The organism is Maribacter sp. BPC-D8, assembly GCF_035207705.1.
Lineage (GTDB): Bacteria > Bacteroidota > Bacteroidia > Flavobacteriales > Flavobacteriaceae > Maribacter.
The window spans coordinates 2,090,179-2,116,158 of sequence record NZ_CP128187.1 but is presented as its reverse complement, the minus strand read 5'-3'; the positions used below and the strand labels follow the sequence as shown (position 1 = coordinate 2,116,158).

Sequence of the window (25,980 nt, the reverse complement as noted above, 5' to 3'; positions counted from 1 at the left end):
GATTTAGGTCAGTAGTACTGAATATCGATAGAAATTAAAATCAATAACCCTTATACATGGGTGTTCTGCGGTATAAAAAAGTCTAATTCTGTTTTTTAATAACCTTCTTTTTAAAGATTCTTTATCTAAAAGAATGCAACTGACCCAAGTCATTCTATTTTTCAAATGATAGACATAATTTTGAATGAACCTTAAAATAATAAATGATGAAACATGTACTAAATATTGCATTGTTGCTATTGATACCCTTAATGGGAATTTCGCAATCGATTGAAGAAATTAATAAGTCTATAGTAGGGGACTTAGATGAAATTGCACCATTTAGTGAAGGATTGGCTGCCGTTAAAAAAGGTAATCAATGGGGCTTTATTAATGAAGAAGGTGAGTTGGTAATTGGGTTTAGAGATGATTTAGTTTGGAATAAGACTCCGAATACTAAGAATATTGGTATTGAAGGTATTGGTTCTCCTCAATTTAAAAACGGACTCTGTTCTATAAAGAAAATGCAAGATGATGGTATCGCTAGATATGGTTTTATGGACAAAACTGGTAAAGTAGTTGTTGCTGCAGAATTCTTAAATGTAAGTCAGTTTAATGATGGTTATGCTGTTGGCATCTATGAAAGTAAATCGTTACGAGGTAAGAATCCTTTTCAATTGAAAATATACGATTATGCCTTTACTGAAATTGTTGTCAATGAATCAGGTGAACTATTATGGCCAATTCAAGAAAGGGACAATATCGTTATGTCAAAAAAGCTATACAATTTGCCAGAATTACAAGCGCAGATGATTAGTTCAGATTTATTGAAAGTTAAAAACGATAATAATAACTGGAAGATTGTTAAACCTAAACTCGATAATTAAGCTAATTCGTCATATTGATTTTGAGCATGCCTAAATGAATGCTATTAAAATTATATGACAGCGATATTTTATACAAACGGAATCTATTTTTAATTAAATGACTAAAAAAAAGTCATTTCTAAATTTTTAAATCATGGATAAAATTAAAACTATAATGATACCATTCGATTTTACGAAAGCTTCAAGAAATGCTCTTGAATATGCTGTAAAATTTGTAGGTAGACTAGATCACATTAAAATCGTTTTGGCATATGTTTCTGGAAACTGTAATCTACAGTTGTCGCCAGAGAATTTCGAAAATTTAGAAAAAAAGTATGCAGGTCTTCTTCAGAATAAACTGGAATGGGAAATACAGGAAGGAAAACTTGTTGATACGTTACTAGAAATCAAGAAAAAAGATAAAATAGATCTCATAATAATGGGAACAGCTGGTGATGATAAGTTAGGTGATAATCAGCATACCAATACTGCCAAACTGGTTTTAGCATGTAATTGTCCGGTTTTAGTCGTTCCTAAAAGTTACAGTGAATACAACCTGGTAAATATTGCCTTAGTGATAGGGAAAGAAGAAATTGATGATACTAAAAGGCTAGTTACTCTTTTAATGATTGCCCGTAAGTTCAATGCTAAAGTTCATGTGTTAACCGTTGAGAACGAGCCTGTTTTGTATGGTTATAGTAAAGAAGAAGAAAAGAACGAGAGTGCCATAGAATATTATTTAGAAACGTTTTATCAAGAACGCGCTTTCATAAAAAACGATGATATTTTAGACGGAATAAATACCTATGGCATAAAAAATGAAATTGATCTTGTAACTATTCTTCCTAGAAACCATGCTGAAAGTGGTAAACCATCTGAAGCTGAATTAACGCAAAGACTCATTTTAAACTCTAAAATACCTTTGTTGATTCTAGAATAAGTTTTGATTAAAGAACGCAAATAATGGTTTAAATAAGTAAGCTATATGGAGTATTTAAGAAGTAGACCTAAAGGAGATTTTATAGATGAAGGAAGTTTAGAAGAGCTTTATCTTTTGACAGAGCATTGGCAATCTGAATTGTTGTTTTATAAAGACGACCTTAAATTTTTACGTCATCTAGAAGATAAATATTTCACGTGGACAACTGCTAAAGTTAATTTAGATAATATAACTAGGGTAGGGGAAAGTATTCTAAAAGATACAAGAGATTGTGATGAGCTATTACAAAGAATTAAAAAGCATTTGGCATATTTAGCTCAGATTATAGATGATAGTGAACATCAAGAAATTAAATCATTTAGAAGTGAACATAAAGAACTTGAAGAAGATATTGTTCAGTTTATAGCAAATACGAAGACCAATAGAAGACAACTTTTTAAAGTCATTGAGTTTGATGTAAATGCCGATAAATTTTAAACTCAGACAAGAGCTATAATTTAAAACTACTTTAGGTATTAAATCCTAAAGTAGTTTTTCGTTTTATTCTATTGACATTGTAGCATAATACGCAGCTCCCAATAAAGCTGTGTTTTCATTGAGAATAACATTTACCGGTACCATTTCTAAAAGAGAATTCAATCGACCAGATTGCATGAAGTTATCGGTAAATACCTCTCTATTCATTCCTTTAATTATTTTTGGCATAATGCCACCACCAATATAAATGCCACCTGTAGCTTTAAATTTTAAAGCAAGTTGAGATGTTTCTATTGCTAAAAATCGAATAAACAGCTCAAGCGTTTCTATGCATACCGGGTCTGTGCCGGCTAATGCAGTTTTGGTTATAACCGCGGCAGGATCTTCTTCTGCCATTCTAGCCCTAAAAGCATCACTTTCTTTTACTCCGCTCACATTACGTATAAGTTGGTAGGTATCTCTAATGCCTTGACCAGATAATAAACGTTCCCAACTAACATGACCATATTTCTGTTGAAAGTACTTCCATATCTCAAGGTCAAAATCGTATCTGGGGCTAAAATCACAATGCCCGCCTTCTGTAGCAAATGGATGATACGCTTTGCCGTCCCAATATAAGCCTGCTTCACCCAAACCGGTACCTGGAGAAATAATAACTGCATTACCTTCTATTTTAGAACCATACTTTAAAGGGTCTAAATCTTTTTCTTCGAGTGCTGCCAGCCCATACGCATTGGCTTCCATATCGTTTATAAGATAAATAGATTTCAGGTCAAGAGCTTTTACAAGCTCTTCGGTATCAATATCCCAAGGAAAATTAGTGCCGTGAACTTTACCTTTTGTGATAGGACCTGCAACACCAAAACAAATACTATCGATTTTGTTCATTTCACTTATTTCGAATTCTTTGATGATTTCTAACAGCGAAGTGTAATCTTTAGTTTTATATGAGTTTTTCTTTATTTGAAATAGTTGACCCTCATTATATTCGAAAAGTGCAAGGTTGGTTTTCGTACCTCCAATGTCACCAGCTAGCACAAAACTATTTTTTGCGCTTATTTTATATTTATTACCTACTGCTAATGGTATTAAAGAGTTTTGGCCGATAGGTATAGAAAGTCTTTCTGTCATTTTCATATGATTTTATTAGGCGATTGTAATTGCTGGATCTAAATAAATGTCTTGTATAAGATTTAGTAATTGTACCCCTTCTTTCATAGGTCTTTGAAAAGCTTTTCTACCAGAAATTAAACCCATACCACCAGCTCTTTTATTAATTATAGCTGTACGTACTGCAGCGGCAAAATCATCATCACCGGATGCACCGCCAGAATTAATAAGTCCGGCTCGCCCCATATAGCAATTTGCAACTTGGTATCTTGTTAAATCTATTGGGTGGTTGGTAGTGAGCTTACTGTAAACAAGGTCACTGGTTTTTCCAAAATTTTCTAATGCTAGAAAACCACCATTATTACTTGGCTGTTTCTGTTTTATGATATCTGCCTCAATGGTAACACCAAGGTGGTTTGCTTGCCCCGTTAAGTCTGCACTTAAAGCATAGTCTTTGTCTGTTTTAAATGCATCATTACGTAAGTAACACCAAAGTACTGTAGCCATACCTAGCTCATGCGCCCTTTTAAAAGCTTTAGAGGTTTCTTGAATTTGGCGGTCAGATTCTGTAGAGCCAAAATATATAGTTGCACCAACGGCTACGGCACCCATATTCCAAGCTTGTTCTACTTGTGCAAAATAGATTTGATCAAAAGTATTGGGGTATGTAAGTAACTCGTTATGGTTCAGTTTAACTAAAAAAGGAATTTTATGTGCATATTTTCTAGAAACGGCCCCCAATACACCTAATGTTGAGGCAACAGCATTACAACCACCCTCCATAGCAAGTTTTACAATATTTTCTGGATCAAAATATGCAGGATTTGGTGCAAAGCTAGCACCTGCAGAATGTTCTACACCTTGATCTACAGGTAATAGGGAAAGGTGCCCTGTACCTGCCAGTCTACCATGATTGAATATTTGTTGTAAACTGCCTAAAACTTTATTTGATCGGTCTGTTGATGCCATTATTCTATCCACAAAATCAGGACCTGGTAGATGAATATTTTCTTTTGGAATAGTAGTACATTCATGATCTAGTAAGTAGAAAGTTTCTTCTTTTAAATATTTTTCAAGTTCCATACCGCGTATTTTAATTTATTCTTTGATGGATTTTTGTTTTTTAATCCATTCATATAATTTGTCTGCATCTTTTTTAAAACACAGCTGTGTACCGTGGTGCATTGTAGCTGCGGTGCCACATGCTACACCATACCTAACCATATCGCTAAAAGACCTTTCCCAAATAAGACTCATAACCATGCCTGCAACCATACTGTCACCTGCACCAATGGTACTTTTTTGGTGAACTACAGGAGCTGGTATTTGTATCATTTCTTCTTTAGTGGCCAGTAAGGCTCCTTTTGGACCGAGAGAAACAACAAGAATTTTACAATCATTATGCTCTAAAAAAGTTTTGGCTAATGATTTTAGTTTTAAGTCTGTAATAGAGGGTTCGTTACAAAGCATGCCAAGTTCAGCTAAGTTTGGTTTAAGCATATAAACTTTAGAATTGGCAGCTTTTAATAAAGGTTCGCCAGAGGTGTCAAGAATAAATTTGGCTTCTTTTTTTTCTGCTATTTGGCTAACTTTTACATAAAAATCATCGGGTACATTGGGTGGCAACTTACCGCTGGCAACCAAATAATCATCTTTTTCGAGCTGTAATTCAAGTTGTTTTAATCCGTTTTGCCATTCTACTTTTTTAATGGAAGGACCTGGCATTCCGAATCTGAATTGTTGATTGGTGCTCGTATCTGTTACTGCTAGATTTTCACGAGTAAAGCCTTCTATTTCAATGATAGATTGTTCTATGTTTTTTTCATCTAAAAGATGTTTTAAGAATGCTCCGGTTGGTCCACCGGCAAAGTAGCTGCAGAGTGATGAGCCTCCTAAATTCTGAATGGCTCTAGATACATTAATACCGCCACCACCTGCGTCAAAAGTGGGTTCGGTACATCGTAATTTTGAATTAGGCCTAATACCTGCAACTGTTGTGTTTTTATCAATTGCCGGGTTTACGGTTAGTGTTATTATGCGTGACATAATTATTTTTTATTGTGCTACTTATTTTAGCTGGTGGTGATCAATTACATTTAGTTTGGCATCAAACTCATACAAATGAGGTATGCCTGTAGCCACTTCTAGTTTGGCAATATCTTCGGTCGAAATATGTTCTAGAAACTCAATGAGTGCTCGTAATGAGTTACCATGAGCGGCTATTAAAACAGTTTTACCTTGAGCTAATTCTGGTGCAATAGCTTCAAAAAAATAATTGATTACTCTTTTCGAAGTGTCTTTGAGCGATTCTGCCAAGGGTAAAATAGAAGAATCTAACGCTTTATAGTTCGAATCATATTCAGGACATCTTTTGTCAAAAGTCGGAAGGCTAGGGGGTGGGGTGTCATAACCTCTTCGTACGTTTAGAAAGAATTCTTCTCCATACTCATTTAGTACTTCGTCTTTATTTTTTCCCTGCCAATCTCCATAATGTCTTTCGTTCAGCTTCCAGCTATACTTGCAGTCTACATGCATCATTTCTGCTGTTTCTAATATAATCCAAGCAGTTCGTATAGCTCTTTTTAGATATGAGGAAAAACAAATATCAATATCTATAAGGTTAGATTTAATAAGTTCTCCGGCTATTTTAGCTTCCTCGATTCCTTCTGGTGCCAAGTCAATATCTGTCCATCCCGTAAAAACATTTTTTACGTTCCAGAGACTTTTACCATGTCGTACCAATACTAATTTTCCCATGTTAAGTTATTTTAATTTCATTTTTACAATCAGCACCTTTTTCCATGCATTCTAGATTTTCAAAGGTTATTCGTGAGATGTTTTGCAATGCTGTCTCGGTTAAAAATGCCTGGTGACTACTTATCAATACATTTCTAAGTGTCATTAAACGCGCCATGGCATCATCTTGAAGAATATCTTCAGAGTGGTCTTCAAAATAGAGTCCTTTTTCTTCCTCATACACATCCATTCCAAAGTATCCTACTTGTCCGGTTTTTAATCCATTTATGACATCTTGTGTATTTACCAAACCACCACGACCTGCGTTGATTAGCATTACGCCTTTCTTCATCTTTGCTATTCTATCTTTATTAATAAGATGATGTGTCTTTTTATTAAGAGGGGCATGCAGGGTGATAATATCAGATTGCTCGACTAAAGAATCTAAATCGGTGTATGTTGCTCCATATTCTTCTATTAGAGCTTTGTTCTCAAAAATGTCATAAAGCAATAGTTTACAACCAAAACCGTGTAAAATTTTAGCAACAACGCTACCAATTTTACCAGTACCGATGATACCTACTGTTTTACCGTTCATGTCAAAACCAACAAGGCCGTTCAATGAAAAATTCATTTCCATAATTCGGTAGTGGGTTCTTACTAATTTTCGGTTAAGAGCAAGCATGACACCTACTGTAAACTCTGCAATTGCATAAGGCGAATATTCGGGTACTCGTGCAATACGAATACCCAGTTTCTGTGCATGCGGCACATCAATATTGTTGAAACCTGCAGAGCGCAATGCCACGTACTTAACCCCAAGTTCATGTAATCTATCTAGAATAGGTGCAGATGCATTGTCTTCAGTAAAAATACAGATGGCATCACAATCTTTAGCTAAATCTACAGTGTCTATGGTTAAGTAGGTGTCAAACATTTTAAGATTATGCTTGTCTTTACTGGCACTTTGTAAATAATCTTTCTCCCAATTATGAACGTTGAATATTGCTATTTTCATTTTTATATTCTAAAGGGGCATTAATTGCTGCTTTCAGCCATGCCGTATTCAACAATATTTTTCTCTGCCTTATTTATGTTTTTGATACCTGAAATCAACGCATCTGGATTAAAGGATATGGAGTTGATCCCTTTCTCTACAAGAAATTGGGCAAACTCAGGATAATCGCTTGGTGCCTGACCGCAGAGTCCGATTTTAGTATTGGTTTTATTCGCAGATTCAATAACCATGGCAATCATTTGTTTTACCCCTATATCATTAATATCAAAAATATCGCTCAACAATTCAGAATCTCGATCTACACCTAAAGTTAATTGGGTTAAATCATTAGAACCAATTGAAAACCCGTCAAAATATTTGGCAAACTGTTCGGCTAGAATAATGTTGTTAGGGATCTCGGCCATCATATATAGCTGAAGTCCGTTTTCGCCTCTTTTTAAACCATTTTTCTCTAAAACGGCTACTACTTTCTCAGCTTCTTTTAACGTACGGCAAAATGGAATCATAACTTTTACATTGTTTAAACCCATGGTTTCTCTTACCCTTTTCAATGCTTTACATTCTAATTCAAAAGCATCTTGATATTTTGGGTTGTAGTATCTAGAAGCTCCTCTAAAACCGAGCATTGGGTTTGATTCTACTGGTTCAAACTCTTTACCGCCAATAAGGTTTGCATATTCATTTGTTTTAAAATCGCTAGTACGAACAATAACATCTTTAGGGTAAAAAGCAGCAGCAATAGTACCGATACCTTCTGCAAGTTTGTGCACAAAATAATCTGCTTTGTCTGGGTAGTGGTGCGTTAACTTTTGAATTTTATCTTTTACCGCCTGATCTTTTAAAGTGTCAAAATGCTTTAAAGCCATTGGGTGAATTTGAATGGAGTTGTTGATGACAAATTCCATACGCATTAACCCTACACCTGCAGAAGGATAGAATGAGAATTTAAACGCTTGATCTGGATCAGCCAAAATAAGCATAGGCTGAGTATGAGGCTTGCCTAGGGTTGATAAGTCCACTTCATTTTCTTCCCATTCTAAAAGTCCGTCGTACACAACACCGGTATCTCCTTCAGCACACGAAATGGTTATTTCTTGACCATCTTTTATTACCTCGGTGGCATTGTTACTACCAACAATTGCGGCAGCACCTACTTCACGAGCAACTATTGCGGCGTGGCTAGTTCTACCACCTTGGTTGGTGATAATACCTGCTGCTTTTTTAAGAATGGGATCCCAATCTGGGTTGGTACGTTCTGTAACCAATATTTCGCCTTCTTGTAATTTATCAGATTCTTCTGGGCTATGTAAGATGCGTGCTTTTCCAGAAGAAATTTTGTTGCCCAGACCCATGCCATGAGTAATTTCTTTACTCTTGTTGCGTAAGGTGTACGTTTTAATTTTTAGTTTGTCCTTCTTATTACTTTGAACGGTTTCTGGTCTAGCCTGAACAATGTAGAGTTCATTGGTAATACCATCTTTTGCCCATTCAATATCCATAGGGTGTTGGTAGTGATCTTCAATAATCAGCCCCCATTTTGCAAGTTTTACAACCTCTGCATCTGTAAGTACATATTGTTCTTGTTTCTCTATTGGAGTGTCAAGATTTATAATGCCACTACCAGATTTATCATAGACCATGGTTTTTTCTTTACTACCCAAACGTCTAGAAATAATCGGCTGTTCTACGCCATTTTTTAAACTAGGCTTATAAACAAAATAGTCATCGGGGTTAATACTACCTTGAACAATGTTTTCGCCGAGTCCGTATATACTAGAAACCATTACAACTTGGTCAAAACCAGTATCGGGATCTAGAGTGAAGTTTACACCAGAAGCTGCTAAATCTGAACGAACCATCATTTGTATACCAATAGATAGCGCAACTTTTGTGTGGTCAAAGCCATTATCTTCTCTATATTTTATAGCCCTATTTGTAAATAAAGATGCGTAACATCTCTTGCAGGCATCAATTAAATCTTTTTTTCCTTTTACGTTTAAATAGGTGTCTTGCTGACCCGCAAAACTTGCGGTAGGTAAATCTTCAGCTGTGGCGCTACTTCGTACTGCTAATGATATGTCGCCTTTATATTTACTGGCTAAAGCATCGTAGCCCTCATTAATAGATTCTTGTATGTCTTCAGGTATTTCTGTTGCTAGAATTGTATTTCTAACGCTTTCTCCAATTTCTTTTAAATTAGAGAAATCTTTCTTGTCTAATTTTGCTAAAAGATCAAAAATCTCGTTTTTAATATGTACTTCTTGTAAAAAATGCCAGTATGCTTCTGATGTAGTAGCAAAACCATCTGGCACCTGTACTCCTTTAGATGTCAGCTTTTGAAACATTTCTCCTAAAGAGGCATTTTTACCTCCTACCGTAGGTACATCGTTGATGTTAATTTCATTGAAATGACGTATGTAATTTTTCATCGCTAAAGATTTATAAGGTCTTAAAGACCAAGATTTCTGAATACGAATTTCAACTGTTTACTTAGTAATGCAAATGACCTACGTCATGGGTAAAAAATAATCATTACTGACCTAGGTCATTTACTATCATGCGAATGAGAAATACTTTTACTACTTCATTTACAAGAACAGTAGTATGGCAACGACCTTAAAAAGGAATAATGGTAATTTAAACTTGGGTAGAGTAGTTGCTGTACGTGGTAGTGTGGTAGATATTTGGTTTGATAAGAATTTGCCATCTATAAATACTTTAATACACACCGGACCGGATAATGCTATAGCCATTGAAGTACTATCTCAGTTAGATGATAATAGAATTAGAGGTATTGCACTAACGCCCACCCAAGGTTTGGCTAGAGGTATGCAGGCACAAACAAATGGGGGACAGTTGACCGTACCTGTCGGAAAGGAGATTATGGGGCGCATGTTCGATGTTTTTGGTAATACTATTGATCATGGAGATGCGTTGCCAGAAATGAAACGAAAGAGTGTACACCAATTACCACCGCCCTTATCAAAACGATCTACAAAATCAGAAATTTTTGAAACAGGGATAAAGGCTATTGATGTAATGGTGCCGCTACAACATGGTGGTAATGCGGGTTTATTTGGTGGGGCAGGTGTTGGTAAAACTGTATTGCTTACAGAGATGATTCATAACATGGTCGGGTATCACCAAGGTATAAGCATGTTTTGCGGTATTGGAGAACGTTGCCGAGAAGGACATGAGCTGTACCACGATATGAAAAAAGCCGATGTGTTAAAAGATATGGTAATGATGTTCGGGCAAATGAACGAACCACCTGGAGCTCGTTTCAGGGTAGGACATGCCGCCTTAACCATGGCAGAATATTTTAGGGACGAAGAGCACCGCGATGTTCTTTTACTTGTTGATAATGTGTTTCGTTTTATTCAAGCGGGTATGGAGGTTTCAGGTCTTATGGGGCAAATGCCATCAAGACTAGGTTACCAACCAACCTTGGGTACCGAGCTTTCAAAATTTGAAGAACGAATAGCAAATACCAATACAGGGGCTATTACTAGTATACAGGCAGTTTATGTACCAGCAGATGATTTAACCGATCCTGCAGCTGTGCATACATTTTCTCATCTCTCAGCTTCTATTACCTTATCAAGAAAGAGGGCTGGCGAAGGACTTTTTCCTGCTATAGATTTATTGCAGTCTAGTTCTAAAATGGCAACACCTGGTGTTATAGGTGAGCGGCATTACCACCTTCTACAGCAAATAAAACAAACATTAGCGCAATACGAAGAGCTAAAAGATATTATTGCCATGCTTGGTTTAGAACAACTTTCTGTTAAGGATCGTGCAACGGTTAATAGAGCTAGACGTTTAGAACGCTTTTTTACACAGCCTTTTTTTACAACAGAGCAGTTTAGCGGACTTAAAGGAAAAGGTGTAAAATTAGAAGATGCCCTGGATGGCTGCGAGCGTATTCTTAAAGATGAATTTAAAGATTTGCCAGAGTCTGCTTTTTATATGATCGGTACTATTGAAGAGGCAATAGAAAAAGCCAAAAAAGAACAGAAGAAAGAAGAAAAGAACCCCGACGCTGATAAAAAAGAAACTGCAGAGGTATAGACTTAAAACTAAAAATAATGGAGCTACATATTCTACTTCCGTTTAAGATATTTCTGAAAATCTCAGATGTGCAGCGCATAGTAGTAGATACCAATGCTGGTTCGTATGGGTTTTTACCACAAAGGTTAGATTGTGTAGCTGCTTTGGTACCTGGTATATTAACCTATGAGACAAAAGAAGGGAAAGAACATTTTGTAGCTATGGATGAAGGTATACTAACAAAGCGTGACGGTTATGTTGAAGTATCGGTAAGGAATGCAATAGCTGGTGCAGACCTAGGCGAACTTAGAAATGCGGTAGCGAACCAATTCGTGAATTTAGATGAAGAGGAAAGAGATATGCGAAAAGCTGTAGCCAAATTAGAAAGTGAATTTATTCATGGTATTAAAAAACTTCGTCAATCATGAACAAGACTAGCGATGATAATAAGAGCGACTTTTTAGATGAGGTAGATAATAAAGAACGGCAAATGTTATATGCCAGAAACGAAGAGAAAAGAAGTGAATGGAGAGGCTTTGGAACTTTTGGTATGGTGGGTTGGTCTGTTGCAGTACCAACCGTATTAGGTGCCGTATTAGGAGTTTGGTTGGATAAGGAATATCCGCAGACTTTTTCTTGGACACTAACCTTATTAATAGCCGGTTTATTTGTTGGCTGCGCACTTGCTTGGCAATGGATAGACAAAGAAAATAAATCAATGCACGAACATAAAAATAAAAAAGATGAATGATTTACTTATGACTTTATTGGTACTGTTGGGCGGCTCTTGCTTAGGGCTCCTGTTTTTTGGAGGACTTTGGTTTACTTCAAAGAAAATGCTTGATTCGAAAAATCCTGCGCTATGGTATATAGGGAGTTTGTTTATACGAGTAGGCATTACGCTATTGGGCTTTTATTATATGGGTCAACATAATTTAAAATATATGCTGATTTGTCTTTTGGGTTTTATAATAGCTCGGTTTGTCGTTGTTCGTATGACAAGAATAAAAGAGATGAAACCGATAACAGTAGACAAACAATAGTAAGATGGAACTTAGCCCAGACGAAACAATATTTTGGCAGAATGGTTTTATAACCATCAATCTAACATTGGTGACCACTTGGGTATTGATGCTGGTGTTGGTTCTTACAGCTGTTCTGATAACCAGAAAACTACAAACAGGTTTAAAAATATCGCGATGGCAGTGCATTTTAGAAATGCTTGTAACGGGTATGAACCAACAGATAAAAGAAGTTGGTTTAAAGAAATCAGAGAAATTTCTTGGTTTTATAGGCACGCTGTTCATTTTTATTGCTTTTGCCAATTTGTGTATCATTTTCCCTGGTTATGAACCGCCTACAAGTTCGTTATCTACAACGGCAGCTTTGGCGCTATGTGTTTTTCTGGCAACACCCATTTTTGGTATAGCAGAGAATGGTGTTTTGCAATATTTGAAAACATTTATAGAGCCAACATTCATTATGCTACCTTTTAATATCATTAGCGAAATATCACGTACGTTGGCATTGGCTGTTCGTCTGTTTGGTAATATTATGAGCGGTGGTTTAATTGTTACTATTCTATTAAGTATTGCGCCGTTATTTTTTCCGGTGTTAATGACTGTATTGGGATTAATTACAGGAATTATACAGGCATATATCTTTAGCATTTTAGCAACAGTTTATATCGCTGCGGCAACTGAAGAATCAGATAAGAAGAAGTCACTGCGAAAGGATAGGACCGAAAATTTAATAGTAGCAGAAACTAAATAAGAAGGTAATCTCATTTCAAAATTTAAATTAAAAACAATAAAATTTATTACTATGGATAATACTACAATAATAGCAATGGTGTCAATCATTACTGCCGGCTTAACAACAGGAATTGGTTGTATGATACCAGCTCTTGGTCAAGGTAAATCTATTTCTACTGCCTTAAGTTCTATGGCACAGCAACCAGATGCTAGTCAGACTGTAACCCGTACTTTGTTTGTGGGTCTGGCGATGTTAGAATCATTGGCAATTTATTGTTTTGTGATTTCAATGATTTTAATTTTTGCCAATCCGTTTTGGAACCATTTCATCGCATAATACTATAGATATGAAAATCGACTGGTTTACCGTAATAGCCCAAATCATCAATTTTGTGGTGTTGATGTGGTTGTTAAAAAAATTTCTTTATCGACCCATTTTAGCTGCAATAGATGAACGGGAATCGAATATTAAGAAACAACTTTTAGATGCTGAATCTCAGAAGAAAGAAGCAGACCAAGCTAAGGCTGAATTCAACCATAAAAATGAAATTTTTAATAAAGAGAAAGATGTATTAATGCAGAATGCCGCTGCTGAAGCCAAAGCAGAAGCAGATAAGTTAAAGGCAACAGCTAGAGATGAAGCTAACGAGCTTAAAACTAGTTTAGAAAAAGCATTTACCGAAGATCAAGCTACCAAAAATGATAACGTGGCTAAAAGGTTAAAAGGCGAAGCTTTAGACATTGCAAGAAAAACATTGGCAGACCTTTCATCTGTTAGCTTAGAAGACCAGACTGTTACCGTTTTTATAGAAAGATTAAATGGTCTGAAAGTTGATGAGAAAACAAAATTTTCAGAAGCTCTAAAAGGTGGTAAAACTATACTAGTTCAAAGCGCCTTTGTTTTATCTAAGGAGCAACAAGCTCTCATACAAAAAACAGTAAGTAGCTTGTTGAAACCCGATAGTACTTTTGAATTTAAGGTACAACCAGAGCTGATTAGTGGTATTGAAATTTTAACCAATGGTTACAAATTATCTTGGAGCGTTGCAGAATATTTGGGATCGTTTGAAGATGATGTTGAAGTAGCAACCAAATAAAAATTATAATGAAATGGGCGTAACAGACTACAAAAGCTTATTAGATGATACGTTCAATGAGCTTGCGAAAAATAGAACCAATCACGAGTTTAAATTAGCCCCAAAAGAAGTTGGTAGGGTTACCAGTGTTTCAGCCGGTGTGGTTAAAGTATCTGGTTTGCCAAGTGTGGGTTATGAGGAGTTATTAAAATTTCCTGGTAATTTATATGGTATCGCTTTTAGTATTGAAGAAGAAGAAATCGGCGCTATTCTTTTAGGTGAAGATTCAGATTTAAATGCTGGTGATCTAGTAGAACGCACCAATCGTGTAATGGATGTTCCTGTGGGTAAAGCCCTTATAGGTAGGGTAATAGGTCCGTTAGGAGAACCAATGGACGAAAAAGGTGCTATCTCTTTTGATAAAAGACTTCCTATAGAGCGAAATGCCACGCCAATTATGGATCGTTCTGGGGTAAGTATGCCGCTACAAACAGGTATTAAGGTTATAGATGCACTAATACCAATAGGTCGCGGACAACGAGAATTAATATTAGGGGATCGCCAAACGGGTAAAACTGCTATTGCGTTAGATACTATCGTTAATCAAAAAGACAAAGATGTTATCTGTATTTATTGTGCTATTGGGCAACGAGCCTCTGCGGTTGCCAAGGTAGTTGCAGATTTAAAAGAAAATGGGGCAATGGCATATACTGTTGTGATGGTAACAGAAGGTAATAATAGTCCTGGATTACAATATATTGCTCCGTATGCAGCTACTAGTATCGCTGAATATTTTATGGAAATGGGTAAAGATGTACTCATTGTATATGACGATTTAACAAACCATGCCAGAGCATATCGCGAACTATCCCTTTTATTGAAAAGACCACCAGGTAGAGAGGCTTTCCCCGGAGATATTTTTTATATACATTCTAGATTATTAGAACGTTCTACTCATTTAAGTGAAGCACTCGGCGGTGGTTCATTGACTGCGCTACCTATAATAGAGACCGAAGCGCAGAATATGTCGGCATATATTCCTACTAATTTAATTTCAATTACCGACGGTCAAATATATTTGTCGCCTAAACAATTCGAACTAGGTATTTTACCAGCTGTTGAGGTAGGTAAATCTGTTTCTCGTGTTGGTGGTAAAGCTCAATTGTCGGCTTATCGATCAATAGCGGGCGCTTTGAAACTAGGATTTTCACAGTTCGAAGAATTAGAAACTTTTGCCCGGTTTGGGTCTCATTTAGATGAGGAAACAAAAAAGGTTATTGAGCATGGTAAGCGTATTCGTGAAATTTTAAAGCAGAATGAACTTCAACCTTTATCTGTTGCAGAACAAATAGGTGTTCTTTTAGCATTAACAAACGGATTCTTTGACGACATTACAATAGAAAACATGAGTAAAGCTGAAAAGGCGGTTATTAAAAGTATAGCCACTTTACCAGATGCTATTCATAAATCTTTGTATACCGATAAAGGTTTAGATGATGCAGCTATAGAACTTGTTTTAAAGACTACAGCGGCTACACTCAAAGAATTTCAACAAGCATCGTAATCACATAAATATTTAACTATGGATTCGTTAGAAAGCTTAACAAGACAAATTACCGGAGCCAAAGATCTGAATTCTATAGTACGTACTATGAAGGCAATGGCTGCTGCCAATATTGGTCAATATGAAATGGCAATGGAGTCTTTAGGTGATTATTGGAATAATGTTTCTTTAGGATTAGTAGCTTATTTAAAACACGTTAGATTAGAGAATCAGCAGAATAGCAAATCCACCAATACTAATAAAAGTGAAAAATCTATTTGCGCAATTGTCTTTGGATCAGATCAAGGGTTTGTTGGGCAGTTTAATGATGCGCTTTCGCAATATGTTCAAGATTCTTTATCTACTCATGAGGGTACATTAGAAATTTGGACTGTTGGTGTTCGGGTACCTTTATTATTAAAAGATATGGGGATGTTGGTGACCAAGGAGTTTAATCTTCCTAATTCTATTAACGCCATTACTTCTCTTATTGGTTCAATTTTAGTTCAAGTTGAAAAAAACAGAGAAAGCGGAAGTATAGATGAATACTACCTTTTTCATAACCACTTGGTTAATGAGGGTTCTTATGAGCAAGAGAAATTACGTCTGTTTCCGCTAGATGAAAAATGGATTCAAGAAAAGTCTCAATTAAAATGGCCTACCCAAAAACAACCTCAAGTAATTGGAAATAGTAATGAACTTATACATCGTTTAATACGAGAGTATCTTTTTGTTACGCTCTATAAAACCTGTACAGAATCATTGGCTAGTGAAAATTTAAGTAGGTTGAACGCTATGCAACGTGCAGAGAAAAATATTGAAGAATTGTTAGACGAGATAGGGCATACCTATCATAGGTTAAGACAGAGTTCTATTGATGAAGAACTTTTTGATGTTGTTTCTGGATTTACGGCATTAAAGAAAGACGAATACTAAAAACGTAGTATTAAGTATATATAAAAAGGCTATCGTAACTTACGATAGCCTTTTTACTTGTATTTATAGCTTTATGGTTAATTAAGTATAGTCTATTTATAATAACGACAAATGGATAACTCTGTCGATTTTTTAATCCTTTTTATTAAAGATATATAGTGAAAGGGCCAAAGTAGCAACTGTTAATCCAGACACTTTTAAGAGATCGGGTAAAATATCTCTTAAGCCACTACCTTTAGTTATAACTAAGTGAATCATACGAGAATAATAGGCTTGAGGATTTAATTCGGCCATGGCCTTGCCCCATGCAGGCATATTATCTATAGGAGTTATAAAGTCACCAAAAATCACAAATATCATGATGATGAAAAAAGTAAAAAACATTGCTTGTTGTTGCGTATTTGATATTACCGAAATTAAAACTCCCACCGCTAAAAGTAGAAACATTACAACACCAGATAAAAAGAATACTAGCCAAAGGCTACCTACTACAGGTACGTGAAATACAACTCTACTAAGAATTAAACCAATACCCAAGAGTACAATATTAATAATCCAAACCGGAATGATTTTCCCCATTATAAAATGAGTTTTTCTCATTGGGGTTACATTCAACTGCTCCATTGTGCCAATTTCTTTTTCCTTTACAATGTTCATTCCTGATAATAGAATGGTAATCATAACAACCATGGCAACGCACATTGCAGGTACCATTATATATTGGCTAATAAGTGCTCTGTTATACCAGTAAGAATATGGAATGCTAATGGTTGATGCTTTGCTGGTGGTGCTTTTTGTGCCCCATTTTATAGCCACATCTTTATTTACGGCACCTATAATTTCACTTGAGTAAGCATAGGTAAGGCTAGCCGTAATAGCATCAATGGCATTGGTAACCAATTGCACTTTGCTGCTATGTTCTTTAAGTAGTTTTTTCTCAAAATTTGGAGGAAAATGTACAATCAAATTAATGTTCTTGTACTCCATTACTTTAAAAGCTTCATCCATAGTTAAAGAAGCCCCTCGAATATCAAAGAAATCTGAACCCTCCATTTTAGAAATGATTTCTCTAGAAGTAGACGATAAATCTTCATCTACAACATACACACTTGCATAGTTAATGTCACCACCTGCAGTACCTAATAACAGTACTTGTATAAAAGGTTGAGACAAAATAATGAGTACCAACAGAGGATTTCTGAAAATCTGAATAAATTCTTTGACAATAATGAATCTTATGATACGCATTGGTCTGTATTTTAAACTATTAATTGTTATTGGAGTCTGGGTTTAAAGCGTATTACACTCCAGAAATAAAATACCATTACCATTATCACAAGTATGGTAGTCTCAAACAAAAGATTATCTGCTTTAGCACCTTGAAGTAATATGCCCTTACTTATAATGTTGAACCAAGTTGAAGGCAATAGTTTGCCCATCCATTGTAACACTACGGGTAAACTGTCTGTAGGGAAGGTCATTCCCGACAGTACTTCAGTAGGTAACATTAATAAGGTCATCGTAATCATCATAGCTGTAAGCTGTGAATTTGCGAAAGTTGATATCAATAACCCCAATGCAAGAGCTGTAAGAATGTAGAGAACGGTATTCAATAGCAAAAGCCCCATACTACCAGATACTGGTACTTCAAATACATATTTTGCTGCCCAAATTATAGATAAGGCGCTTATGAACGAGGTGACTAAGTAAGGCACTATTTTCGCGAACATTATAAGAAAACGATTAATAGGTGTACTTAATAGTAGTTCTAAAGTTCCTAATTCTTTTTCTTTAGTAATTGAAAGTGAAGTCATTAGTGCGCCTACTAATAAAATAACGGTTGACATAATACCAGGTACCGTCATATACCTACCATTAAGATTTTTATTATACATCATGCGCACCGTTGGTATAATATAATAACCGGCAGCACTTGGCGGATTTTTACTGGCGATGTGTTTATTGATTATAATTTTACCATAAGAGATTAGGCTAGGGGAGGTCAATATTTTGGAGCCATCGGCAATTAATTGTATTTGAGCATGACCCTCATGGTGTAGTTTATAACCAAAGTCTTTATCAAAAACAAAGGCCATACGAATGGTACCTTTTTTAAATTCTTCATCAATTTCATCAGAAGTATCTAGGTATTTTACCAACTTGAAAAATTCAGAAGTGCTAATTAAATTGATCAGTTCTTTAGAATCGTGGTCTTTTGCATGATCTACAACAGCGATATTGGCATCTTTAATTTCCATGGTCATTACAGAACCAAACAGTAATACCAAAACAATAGGGATGCCCAATAGCATTGTTAAGGAACGCCAATCTCTTAAAATATGGAGAAACTCTTTACGAACAAGTCCTTTAAATATTTTGAAATTTTTCATTTTGCACTTTTATATCTTTAATGATCTAAACCAATTTAGCTTTCGGTAATCGCATGTTCTTTTTCATAGCCTTTTGCTAAATGGAGAAATACTTCTGCCATTGTCTCTAGTTTATACTCATTTTTTAAATTTTGGGGCGTATCTACTTTGATCATCTGTCCGGCTACCATCATAGATATTCGGTGGCAATATTCAGCTTCATCCATATTATGGGTAGTTACTAATACCGTAACACCGTCTTCTGCAGTTTCATAAATCATTTCCCAAAACTGTCTTCTAATAGAAGGGTCAACACCACTAGTTGGTTCATCTAAAAAAATTACGTCGGGCTTATGCATTAAAGCAGTACAGAATGCTAATTTTTGTTTCCAGCCCAGGGGTAACGAGCTTACGCGTTCTTCTTCAATATGTTCCATTTTAAAATGGGTCAAAAGCTCTTTAGTGCGATTTTTAATTTCTTTATTTGAAAGTCCGTAGATTCCTCCAAAAAAACGCATGTTTTCCTTTGCGGTCAAATCATCATACAATGAGAATTTTTGACTCATATAACCGATATGTTTTTTAAGCTTTCGAGAGTTTTTGAAAATATCGTAACCTGCTACTTCGCCTTTGCCACTAGTTGGTTCTAAAACACCAATAAGCATTCGCATTGCGGTAGTCTTACCAGCACCGTTAGCACCCAAAAAACCGAATATTTCTCCTTTTTTGACATTAAATGTAATTTTGTCTACGGCCACAAAATCATTAAATTTTTTGGTAAGATTTTCTACATAAATGCTAAATGGTGTCTCAGGCTGGCTCATAACTTTTGTTTTTAGAAGTAAGTGACATATAGCAATCTTCAACACTTGCTTTTATTTGTTTAATTTCTATATGGGGAGTGTCATTATTCTCCAAATAAGATTTTATTTCTGTAGGATCGATGGTATCACGTTGGTCTGTATAATGAACCCAATCTCCAAAGGGATAAACAGAGTTGGCAGGCTCATAAGCCTTAAGTTTTTTAATGATCTTAAATGAATTGCCAGAGCGTATAGCATACAAAGGTTTTTCAAAATCAGCAATGAGTCCTTCTGGGCTGTTGGTAGCCAGTATTTTGCCATGGTCCATTAATGAAATTCGGTCGCAAAGCAGCGCTTCTTCCATATAAGCCGTAGAAACCAAAATGGTAATATTTTCTTTCTTTAAGCTTTGAAGCATATTCCAAAGTTCTTGTCGAGATACCGGGTCTACACCTCTGGTAGGCTCATCTAAAAACAAGACTTTAGGCTTGTGAATCAAAGCGCACGAAAGCGCTAGTTTTTGTTTCATTCCGCCAGATAGCTTACCTGCTCTTCTTTTTTTAAAAGGTTCGATTTGTTGGTAAATACCTTTGATGAGGTCATAGTTTTCTTCTAGCGTGGTTCCAAAAATCGAGGCATAGAAATTTAGATTCTCTTCAACAGTTAAATCTTGATAAAGTGAAAATTTACCAGGCATATACCCAATTTGTCGGCGTATATTTTGATACTGCTTTACAACATCCATACCTTCAATTTCGGCTTTACCGCTATTAGCCAGTAAGAGGGTAGCTAGAATTTTGATAAGACTTGTTTTTCCAGCACCATCAGGCCCGATAAGTCCAAACAATTCCCCTTTTTCTACCTTTAAAGAAACTGCGTCTAATGCATTGACCTTACCGTAATTTTTTACAATATTTTCTGCTGAAATTGATGTCATCTTTACCTATTAGTGGTTACATTTATTTTCCCTCGTCCGTAGAGGTACTTATGAAGTTAATTTCGCCTGGCATACCAATTTTTAGATAACCATCATTTTGTACTAATACTTTAACCGCATACACCATATCTACCCTTTCGTCTTTGGTCTGAACAATTTTAGGTGTAAACTCAGCTTCAGAGGCTATCCACTTTATTGTTCCTTTTAGAGCACGGTTTTCCTTTTTAGTGTCATCGATCAATACTTCAACTTCTTGCCCAATTTTTATATGAGAAAGTTGATCACCACTTACATAAACTTTGAGTGTAATTTCATCTAGCCCGGCAATTTTATATAGAGGGGTTCCATAACCCGCTAACTCCATTTCTTCTGAATACTTGGTAAGTACCGTTCCAGACACAGGGTTCATTATTAGACTTTTATTTATTTGGTCATTTACTTGGTCTATTTGTCTTTCTATAGGCTCTATTTGGCTTAGAATACCTCTGTTGTTGGTTTCTAATTTTTTTCGAGCTGCTTCTATCTCACGGTTTACCACCTCAATATTCCCAGTTATATTGTCCAATTCTTTTTGGGTAGCAGCTTCATCTTTCAACATATGTTCTACTCTACGTTGTTCACGTAGAATATTATTTTTCTGCTCTCTATAAATATTCAATTGGCTTTGTACATCTAAGGTCTGTGCCGATACGGCGTTAATACTTGCAACCAATTGTTGCTTTTTAAGCGATAACTGCATAGTGTCTATGTACCCGACAATCGTACCCGCTTGTATTTGCTCTCCTTCTTTTACATTAAAAGAAAGTATTTTACCTTGACCTTCAGAGCCAACAATAACTTCGTCAGCTTCAAAATTGCCATATGCGTCAGATAATTTGTCGCCAGAGCAACTTGTTAGTGCAGAGCATAAAATGATAAGGGCTATAAAATATTTCATTTTCATATCTATTTAATTGTTATAAATTTCCTTTCGTGGTCAGGTAATTAATTTCTGACTGTATTTTTTGAATACCGTGTATTTGCAGATTCAATTGTGCTTCTGTTCTTTTGTTAATCTCTATGATATAATCTGTTGAGGTGATGACACCATTTTGAAACTGCGAATAACTTTTTTGAACAATATCTTCTTGTAATTCTAGTATCTTTTGGTCCTTTTCAATAAGTTGTCTGTAGGTTTCAATACTAGATTGATCTCGAATAGCTGCTATTTTAATTTTCTTTTCAAAATCTTCTTTTTTGCTCGACAGAATGTCTTGGTTAATTTCAAGTACTTTCTTTTTTCGTGATGTTTGTTTCCAATCCCAAAAGTTCCATTTCAATCGTGCTCCAACGATATAATATTCAGTGGCATCAACTTCAAAATAATTTAAAGGATTGGGGCTTCCAATACCTAACTGAGCAATACCTGATAGATTAGGTAATACTTGTGCGTTCAATATCTTTTTTTGAGATTCAAGATTGTCTTCCATCAAATCAAAATATTGCTGTTCTGGTCTATTAATATCTTGTGCGAGATCTTGTTCAGCTATTAATGGAAGTCTAAATTCGGTGTCTGGGGCGATGGGTTCTCCGATCCAATCACTCAGCATATCAATTACTGCTTTACGCCCAAGTTGTACTTCTAGAATTTGTTGTTGAATTCGTAAAATTTGTTGATTAAGAATGTTGGCATTACTTTTTAGCATAGCACCATTTTCAACCAAAGACATTAATTTTTTGAGTTGTTTTTGCAACTCATCAACTACCGTTGATAGTAATTTTTCATTTTCTTGATATACTAAGGCGTTGAAATAAAGGGTATTTATCATTCCTTTTATCTCAAACAAGTCAACCTCCATACCCTTTATATTAGCAGCCATTTGTGCTTTTTGCATTTTTTTGGCATTTTTTATATAACCGCCATCATAGATTTTTTGAGATACATCTAAGGATAGCGTGTATTGACTTTGAGGTATTTCTGCGATATCTAAACCAGGTAAATCAATTCCGATATTTAGTACGTCTGATAGGTAGTTGTACTCACCATTTAAACGTGATTGAGGAAGGTTAAAGCTATTTAAATTTTTGATGTTCATTGTAGCTTCAGCCTCATATAATAATTCTTGTTTTTTAATAGGACTAATAGATCTAGCTCTGTCTTGGCAGTAGTCTAATTCTAGAGTTTGAGCGTAGCTCCAACTTACTGGTAAGAGCATTATAACCATTAAAATTATAGAACAATGTTTCATTTTATATAGACTTTTATAATGTGACGTCTCTACAGAAGACAATCTTAATTCTACACAAAATTAGCACGTTGACTCAACCTCTTTTATGATTCAGGTCATGTAGCAGTAGATTGTCATAAAAAAAATAAAAGGGGTGATTTTTATCATATTTGGACAAAACAGCAGTTCGATATTTTTTACTTCTATAGCTGTTTAAAATCGCTTTTTTAATAAAAAAAAATGGGTAGAATTAATTTTTGGTAAATGAACAACCCAACATCTGAATGAAAATAACTTCACTTGTTGGGTTGAATATTTAATATATAGGTGCATTAATGTACTAAGAACTGTGCACCGTTTTTTTAATACTTGAGTTTAATGAAATTGCATTCCTCCATCAATAATTAAAGTTTGCCCTGTCATGTAATTAGAATCGGGGCCTGCTAAGAAAGATACGCCTGCGGCTACATCTTCTGGTTCTGATAATCTACCCAGCGTAACATTTTTAGCGAAAGTTTCCATTCCCCATTCGTCAGATTTTCCAGCTGCCTGACCTACGTCGTGGGCTATGCCGAACATCATAGGTGTTTTTACAATACCAGGGGCATAGGCATTCGATGTTATTCCGTCTTTTGCCAAATCGCGAGCAGCTACTTGAGTAATACCCCTTATGGCAAACTTAGTTCCGCAATATAGCGCTAAGCCTGGGTTACCTACAACACCTGCTTGAGAGGTAGCATTTATAATTTTGCCTCCATGACCTAATTCTTTAAACATCTTTTGAGCAGCTTGAATTCCCCATAACACACCGGCCACATTTATTCGATAAACGTTATCGAATTGTTCGGGAGTTATAGAATCAATTGGTGTAATTGGACCAACGCCTGCATTGTTTACAATAACATCAAAACCGCCAAGTTTGGTTGTAGTTTCTTTTACAGCAGCGAATACACTATCGCGGTCTGCGACATCAACCTTAACGGCAATTGCGTTTCCGCCATCATTATTAATGGCTGTGGCGACTTTATTGGCATTAGCTTCGTTCAAATCAGCTACAGATATTGCGAATCCGTCTTTTGCTAATCTTTTGCAAATGGCTTCTCCAATTCCTTGTCCGCCTCCAGTAATCATTGCGACTTTAATTGATGTTGTACTCATTGTAACTTTTTTAGAATAGTACTATTATTTCTTGATCAGATACTTAATAGGTGAATTATTAAATATTGAAGTTTATTGGTTTGATGTCAAAAACAGACTATATCTCACGACGTTTTCCAGTAACTTTTTCAATATTTATTTTATAAACTATAGGTGTACCTCTAGAATAAGATTTGCTTGAGAATTCATTGATAAACTCAATATTTTTATTTTCCTTTCTTCGGATAATTGCCTTTATGCCTTCTGTAAATTGATGTAGCTTTTCTTTAGCAGTACTACCTTCTAATTCTTCAAAAGTTCCATGAACAAGGGCAGATTCCCAATTTACCATTGATTGTATCTGTTCTACAACGACAGAAACATCGTTGTTTTTTCGCATGGCATTAATTTTATGACCTTCAGCAGTATAGCTAATTATACTATTGTCTCCAGCATCGAAAAAATAGGTTATGGGAATTACGTAGGGTTTACCATCTGCTATATATGCTAAATGCCCATTATAATTTTCTCTGAGAATACTAGTGCTTTCGCTAACTGATATATCTGTCATAATTCTGATTTGTTATAAATATGAATTCTAATAACTAGTGTTATGTATTATTAATAATATGTCTCTACTTATGTAGTAAAAGAGTACGTTCTATTTCCAGCGATATTCTGATCGACCATTAAGTTCGTGCTCTATTTCAAGTAGTCTATTGTATTTAGCTACACGTTCTCCTCTACATGCTGATCCAGCCTTTAAATGTCCGCCATCCATTGCCACGGCAAAATCAGCTAAAAAAGTATCTTCGGTTTCACCAGATCGGTGAGAGAGAAAGTAGCGCCATCCTGCTTCACGACACATGCGTACGGCTTCTATGGTTTCTGTTACCGACCCAATCTGGTTTAATTTAATAAGCGCTGAATTGGCAGACTTTTCACTGATTCCTCTGCTGATATATTTTCTATTAGTAACAAAAATATCATCGCCGACCACTTCTATTTTATCTCCGAATTTTTTGGTGAATTTTGAAAAACCTTCCCAATCACCTTCAGAAAGAGGGTCTTCCCAAGAGATGATTGGATATTTATTAATCCATTCGCCAGACAGGTCAATTAATTCATCTGTTGTCATTTTACCAGCACCAGATTTGGTAAGGTCATACTTGTTATCTAAATGAGGAGAAAAAGAATTTGCAGCACTATCAATAGCGATTGACAAATCTATACCAGGTTGATAACCTGCTTGTTCTATTGCTTCGATAATAAATTCTATAGCACTTTCATTGCTAGCACAATTAGGGGCAAACCCACCTTCATCACCAACACTGGTAGCAAGACCTTTACCTTTTAATATTGTTTTTAATACATGAAATGTTTCTGCAACATAGCGGAGCCCTTCTTTAAAAGTTGGAGCACCATGCGGTACTAACATAAATTCTTGAAAATCTACACTATTATCTGCATGTTCGCCACCATTAAGAATGTTCATGCATGGTACTGGTATGCGTACAGTATTAGAACCACCCAAATATCGATAAAGAGGAAGATTAGATGATATAGCTGCCGCTTTTGCCACTGCCATAGATACCCCTAAAATAGCATTGGCACCAAGCCTAGATTTATTTTCGGTGCCATCTAGTTCGATCATGGTGTAGTCAATGTTTTTTTGATAAACGGCATCCATTCCTTTTAGGGCAGTAGCTATTTTTGTATTTACATTATCTACTGCTTTTTGCACCCCTTTTCTTTGGTAGCGCTTTTCATTATCACGTAATTCTAAAGCTTCATTTTGACCAGTAGATGCACCTGAGGGTACCGAGGCAGAAGCTTTGGTACCATCTTCTAATGTTACATATGCTTTTAAAGTAGGATTGCCACGAGAGTCTAATATCTCTAAAGCTGAAATAGATGTAATTTTTGAATTCATTTTATTGAATTTATAATATTGTATTATTCCTTTTACATTAAAGAAAATCATTAAAATCAATAGTGGAGCGTGCTTATTTCTACCCCATTATTGTTTTAAGAGTATGAAG

The 25,980-nt window shown here is 35.6% G+C and carries 27 protein-coding genes; 12 read left to right on the top strand and 15 right to left on the bottom strand.

The genetic code is table 11. The features are described 5' to 3' along the window. Positions 1-206: 206 nt before the first annotated feature. The 3 genes from QSV08_RS09500 to QSV08_RS09490 all read left to right on the top strand — a co-directional run bounded on the left by QSV08_RS09500 (position 207) and on the right by QSV08_RS09490 (position 2,262). The gene (locus tag QSV08_RS09500; protein ID WP_324028140.1) at positions 207-866 is read left to right on the top strand and encodes a WG repeat-containing protein; all 660 of its coding nucleotides are present in this window, start codon (positions 207-209) and stop codon (positions 864-866) included. Between the two features lie 133 nt (positions 867-999). Next, positions 1,000-1,785 (top strand): universal stress protein, encoded by a 786-nt coding sequence (locus QSV08_RS09495; protein WP_324028139.1) that lies wholly within the window; start codon positions 1,000-1,002, stop codon positions 1,783-1,785. 45 nt (positions 1,786-1,830) lie between these two features. Beyond that, positions 1,831-2,262 carry a hypothetical protein gene (locus QSV08_RS09490; RefSeq protein ID WP_324028138.1) on the top strand — a complete coding sequence of 144 codons (432 nt, stop codon included), beginning with the start codon at positions 1,831-1,833 and terminating at the stop codon, positions 2,260-2,262. Positions 2,263-2,325: 63 nt separating this feature from the next. On the opposite strand, the gene glk is transcribed toward QSV08_RS09490, so the two are convergent. From glk to ppsA, 6 genes are read right to left on the bottom strand one after another with little or no spacing between them, the layout of a single operon-like run. Then, positions 2,326-3,399, bottom strand: coding sequence for a glucokinase (gene glk, locus QSV08_RS09485; protein ID WP_324028137.1), 1,074 nt, complete (start codon positions 3,397-3,399; stop codon positions 2,326-2,328). A 9-nt stretch (positions 3,400-3,408) separates the two neighbouring features. Then, positions 3,409-4,455: a class I fructose-bisphosphate aldolase gene (locus QSV08_RS09480; RefSeq protein ID WP_324028136.1), complete on the bottom strand. Its 1,047-nt coding sequence runs from the start codon at positions 4,453-4,455 to the stop codon at positions 3,409-3,411. Between the two features lie 15 nt (positions 4,456-4,470). Further along, entirely contained in the window at positions 4,471-5,418 is a 948-nt protein-coding gene (locus tag QSV08_RS09475) for a 1-phosphofructokinase family hexose kinase (protein WP_324028135.1), read from the bottom strand. A gap of 21 nt (positions 5,419-5,439) precedes the next feature. Then, positions 5,440-6,129, bottom strand: a complete 690-nt coding sequence (locus QSV08_RS09470) for a 2,3-bisphosphoglycerate-dependent phosphoglycerate mutase (RefSeq protein WP_324028134.1) — start codon at positions 6,127-6,129, stop codon at positions 5,440-5,442. A 1-nt stretch (position 6,130) separates the two neighbouring features. After that, on the bottom strand, positions 6,131-7,126 hold the full coding sequence (locus QSV08_RS09465; protein WP_324028133.1) for a 2-hydroxyacid dehydrogenase: 996 nt from the start codon (positions 7,124-7,126) through the stop codon (positions 6,131-6,133). A 20-nt stretch (positions 7,127-7,146) separates the two neighbouring features. Beyond that, positions 7,147-9,555, bottom strand: coding sequence for a phosphoenolpyruvate synthase (ppsA, locus tag QSV08_RS09460; RefSeq protein ID WP_324028132.1), 2,409 nt, complete (start codon positions 9,553-9,555; stop codon positions 7,147-7,149). A gap of 175 nt (positions 9,556-9,730) precedes the next feature. Between ppsA and atpD the strand changes: the two genes are divergently transcribed. From atpD to QSV08_RS09415, 9 genes are read left to right on the top strand one after another with little or no spacing between them, the layout of a single operon-like run. Continuing rightward, positions 9,731-11,197 (top strand): F0F1 ATP synthase subunit beta, encoded by a 1,467-nt coding sequence (gene atpD / locus QSV08_RS09455; protein ID WP_324028131.1) that lies wholly within the window; start codon positions 9,731-9,733, stop codon positions 11,195-11,197. 17 nt (positions 11,198-11,214) lie between these two features. Then, the gene (locus tag QSV08_RS09450; RefSeq protein ID WP_324028130.1) at positions 11,215-11,604 is read left to right on the top strand and encodes a F0F1 ATP synthase subunit epsilon; all 390 of its coding nucleotides are present in this window, start codon (positions 11,215-11,217) and stop codon (positions 11,602-11,604) included. Beyond that, on the top strand, positions 11,601-11,927 hold the full coding sequence (locus QSV08_RS09445) for an AtpZ/AtpI family protein (RefSeq protein WP_165748490.1): 327 nt from the start codon (positions 11,601-11,603) through the stop codon (positions 11,925-11,927). The genes QSV08_RS09450 and QSV08_RS09445 overlap by 4 nt, the downstream gene beginning before the upstream one ends. Then, positions 11,920-12,219, top strand: coding sequence for an ATP synthase subunit I (locus tag QSV08_RS09440; RefSeq protein ID WP_324028129.1), 300 nt, complete (start codon positions 11,920-11,922; stop codon positions 12,217-12,219). The genes QSV08_RS09445 and QSV08_RS09440 overlap by 8 nt, the downstream gene beginning before the upstream one ends. A 4-nt stretch (positions 12,220-12,223) precedes the next feature. Next, positions 12,224-12,949, top strand: coding sequence for a F0F1 ATP synthase subunit A (locus QSV08_RS09435; protein WP_324028128.1), 726 nt, complete (start codon positions 12,224-12,226; stop codon positions 12,947-12,949). A 51-nt stretch (positions 12,950-13,000) separates the two neighbouring features. Then, a complete protein-coding gene (locus QSV08_RS09430; RefSeq protein WP_165748493.1) occupies positions 13,001-13,267 on the top strand; it encodes a F0F1 ATP synthase subunit C in 267 nt (88 codons plus the stop codon). 10 nt (positions 13,268-13,277) lie between these two features. Beyond that, positions 13,278-14,027 (top strand): hypothetical protein, encoded by a 750-nt coding sequence (locus tag QSV08_RS09425; protein WP_324028127.1) that lies wholly within the window; start codon positions 13,278-13,280, stop codon positions 14,025-14,027. A 13-nt stretch (positions 14,028-14,040) separates the two neighbouring features. Further along, entirely contained in the window at positions 14,041-15,570 is a 1,530-nt protein-coding gene (locus QSV08_RS09420) for an alternate F1F0 ATPase, F1 subunit alpha (RefSeq protein ID WP_324028126.1), read from the top strand. Between the two features lie 18 nt (positions 15,571-15,588). After that, positions 15,589-16,485 (top strand): F0F1 ATP synthase subunit gamma, encoded by an 897-nt coding sequence (locus QSV08_RS09415; protein WP_324028125.1) that lies wholly within the window; start codon positions 15,589-15,591, stop codon positions 16,483-16,485. A 132-nt stretch (positions 16,486-16,617) separates the two neighbouring features. Here QSV08_RS09415 and QSV08_RS09410 read toward each other — a convergent pair whose 3' ends face one another. From QSV08_RS09410 to eno, 9 genes are all read right to left on the bottom strand, one after another. Then, positions 16,618-17,733, bottom strand: coding sequence for an ABC transporter permease (locus QSV08_RS09410; protein ID WP_324028124.1), 1,116 nt, complete (start codon positions 17,731-17,733; stop codon positions 16,618-16,620). A 26-nt stretch (positions 17,734-17,759) separates the two neighbouring features. Beyond that, positions 17,760-18,875, bottom strand: a complete 1,116-nt coding sequence (locus tag QSV08_RS09405) for an ABC transporter permease (protein ID WP_324028123.1) — start codon at positions 18,873-18,875, stop codon at positions 17,760-17,762. 35 nt (positions 18,876-18,910) lie between these two features. Further along, the gene (locus QSV08_RS09400) at positions 18,911-19,678 is read right to left on the bottom strand and encodes an ABC transporter ATP-binding protein (protein ID WP_324028122.1); all 768 of its coding nucleotides are present in this window, start codon (positions 19,676-19,678) and stop codon (positions 18,911-18,913) included. Beyond that, the gene (locus QSV08_RS09395) at positions 19,665-20,594 is read right to left on the bottom strand and encodes an ABC transporter ATP-binding protein (protein ID WP_324028121.1); all 930 of its coding nucleotides are present in this window, start codon (positions 20,592-20,594) and stop codon (positions 19,665-19,667) included. The genes QSV08_RS09400 and QSV08_RS09395 overlap by 14 nt, the downstream gene beginning before the upstream one ends. Before the next feature lie 22 nt (positions 20,595-20,616). Then, a complete protein-coding gene (locus QSV08_RS09390; protein ID WP_324028120.1) occupies positions 20,617-21,531 on the bottom strand; it encodes an HlyD family secretion protein in 915 nt (304 codons plus the stop codon). A gap of 19 nt (positions 21,532-21,550) precedes the next feature. Continuing rightward, positions 21,551-22,822, bottom strand: a complete 1,272-nt coding sequence (locus QSV08_RS09385) for a TolC family protein (protein ID WP_324028119.1) — start codon at positions 22,820-22,822, stop codon at positions 21,551-21,553. A gap of 354 nt (positions 22,823-23,176) precedes the next feature. Beyond that, the gene (locus QSV08_RS09380; RefSeq protein WP_324028118.1) at positions 23,177-23,959 is read right to left on the bottom strand and encodes a (S)-acetoin forming diacetyl reductase; all 783 of its coding nucleotides are present in this window, start codon (positions 23,957-23,959) and stop codon (positions 23,177-23,179) included. A 97-nt stretch (positions 23,960-24,056) separates the two neighbouring features. Continuing rightward, the gene (locus QSV08_RS09375; protein WP_324028117.1) at positions 24,057-24,509 is read right to left on the bottom strand and encodes a pyridoxamine 5'-phosphate oxidase family protein; all 453 of its coding nucleotides are present in this window, start codon (positions 24,507-24,509) and stop codon (positions 24,057-24,059) included. 90 nt (positions 24,510-24,599) lie between these two features. Then, positions 24,600-25,871, bottom strand: a complete 1,272-nt coding sequence (eno, locus tag QSV08_RS09370) for a phosphopyruvate hydratase (RefSeq protein ID WP_324028116.1) — start codon at positions 25,869-25,871, stop codon at positions 24,600-24,602. Positions 25,872-25,980 lie beyond the last annotated feature (109 nt).

Bases quoted from the DNA above. Each gene is read 5' to 3' on its own strand.
- QSV08_RS09500 (WP_324028140.1), top strand. From the start codon at position 207: ATGAAACATGTACTAAATATTGCATTGTTGCTATTGATACCCTTAATG.
- QSV08_RS09495 (WP_324028139.1), top strand. From the start codon at position 1,000: ATGGATAAAATTAAAACTATAATGATACCATTCGATTTTACGAAAGCT.
- QSV08_RS09490 (WP_324028138.1), top strand. From the start codon at position 1,831: ATGGAGTATTTAAGAAGTAGACCTAAAGGAGATTTTATAGATGAAGGA.
- glk (WP_324028137.1), bottom strand. From the start codon at position 3,399: ATGAAAATGACAGAAAGACTTTCTATACCTATCGGCCAAAACTCTTTA.
- QSV08_RS09480 (WP_324028136.1), bottom strand. From the start codon at position 4,455: ATGGAACTTGAAAAATATTTAAAAGAAGAAACTTTCTACTTACTAGAT.
- QSV08_RS09475 (WP_324028135.1), bottom strand. From the start codon at position 5,418: ATGTCACGCATAATAACACTAACCGTAAACCCGGCAATTGATAAAAAC.
- QSV08_RS09470 (WP_324028134.1), bottom strand. From the start codon at position 6,129: ATGGGAAAATTAGTATTGGTACGACATGGTAAAAGTCTCTGGAACGTA.
- QSV08_RS09465 (WP_324028133.1), bottom strand. From the start codon at position 7,126: ATGAAAATAGCAATATTCAACGTTCATAATTGGGAGAAAGATTATTTA.
- ppsA (WP_324028132.1), bottom strand. From the start codon at position 9,555: ATGAAAAATTACATACGTCATTTCAATGAAATTAACATCAACGATGTA.
- atpD (WP_324028131.1), top strand. From the start codon at position 9,731: ATGGCAACGACCTTAAAAAGGAATAATGGTAATTTAAACTTGGGTAGA.
- QSV08_RS09450 (WP_324028130.1), top strand. From the start codon at position 11,215: ATGGAGCTACATATTCTACTTCCGTTTAAGATATTTCTGAAAATCTCA.
- QSV08_RS09445 (WP_165748490.1), top strand. From the start codon at position 11,601: ATGAACAAGACTAGCGATGATAATAAGAGCGACTTTTTAGATGAGGTA.
- QSV08_RS09440 (WP_324028129.1), top strand. From the start codon at position 11,920: ATGAATGATTTACTTATGACTTTATTGGTACTGTTGGGCGGCTCTTGC.
- QSV08_RS09435 (WP_324028128.1), top strand. From the start codon at position 12,224: ATGGAACTTAGCCCAGACGAAACAATATTTTGGCAGAATGGTTTTATA.
- QSV08_RS09430 (WP_165748493.1), top strand. From the start codon at position 13,001: ATGGATAATACTACAATAATAGCAATGGTGTCAATCATTACTGCCGGC.
- QSV08_RS09425 (WP_324028127.1), top strand. From the start codon at position 13,278: ATGAAAATCGACTGGTTTACCGTAATAGCCCAAATCATCAATTTTGTG.
- QSV08_RS09420 (WP_324028126.1), top strand. From the start codon at position 14,041: ATGGGCGTAACAGACTACAAAAGCTTATTAGATGATACGTTCAATGAG.
- QSV08_RS09415 (WP_324028125.1), top strand. From the start codon at position 15,589: ATGGATTCGTTAGAAAGCTTAACAAGACAAATTACCGGAGCCAAAGAT.
- QSV08_RS09410 (WP_324028124.1), bottom strand. From the start codon at position 17,733: ATGCGTATCATAAGATTCATTATTGTCAAAGAATTTATTCAGATTTTC.
- QSV08_RS09405 (WP_324028123.1), bottom strand. From the start codon at position 18,875: ATGAAAAATTTCAAAATATTTAAAGGACTTGTTCGTAAAGAGTTTCTC.
- QSV08_RS09400 (WP_324028122.1), bottom strand. From the start codon at position 19,678: ATGAGCCAGCCTGAGACACCATTTAGCATTTATGTAGAAAATCTTACC.
- QSV08_RS09395 (WP_324028121.1), bottom strand. From the start codon at position 20,594: ATGACATCAATTTCAGCAGAAAATATTGTAAAAAATTACGGTAAGGTC.
- QSV08_RS09390 (WP_324028120.1), bottom strand. From the start codon at position 21,531: ATGAAATATTTTATAGCCCTTATCATTTTATGCTCTGCACTAACAAGT.
- QSV08_RS09385 (WP_324028119.1), bottom strand. From the start codon at position 22,822: ATGAAACATTGTTCTATAATTTTAATGGTTATAATGCTCTTACCAGTA.
- QSV08_RS09380 (WP_324028118.1), bottom strand. From the start codon at position 23,959: ATGAGTACAACATCAATTAAAGTCGCAATGATTACTGGAGGCGGACAA.
- QSV08_RS09375 (WP_324028117.1), bottom strand. From the start codon at position 24,509: ATGACAGATATATCAGTTAGCGAAAGCACTAGTATTCTCAGAGAAAAT.
- eno (WP_324028116.1), bottom strand. From the start codon at position 25,871: ATGAATTCAAAAATTACATCTATTTCAGCTTTAGAGATATTAGACTCT.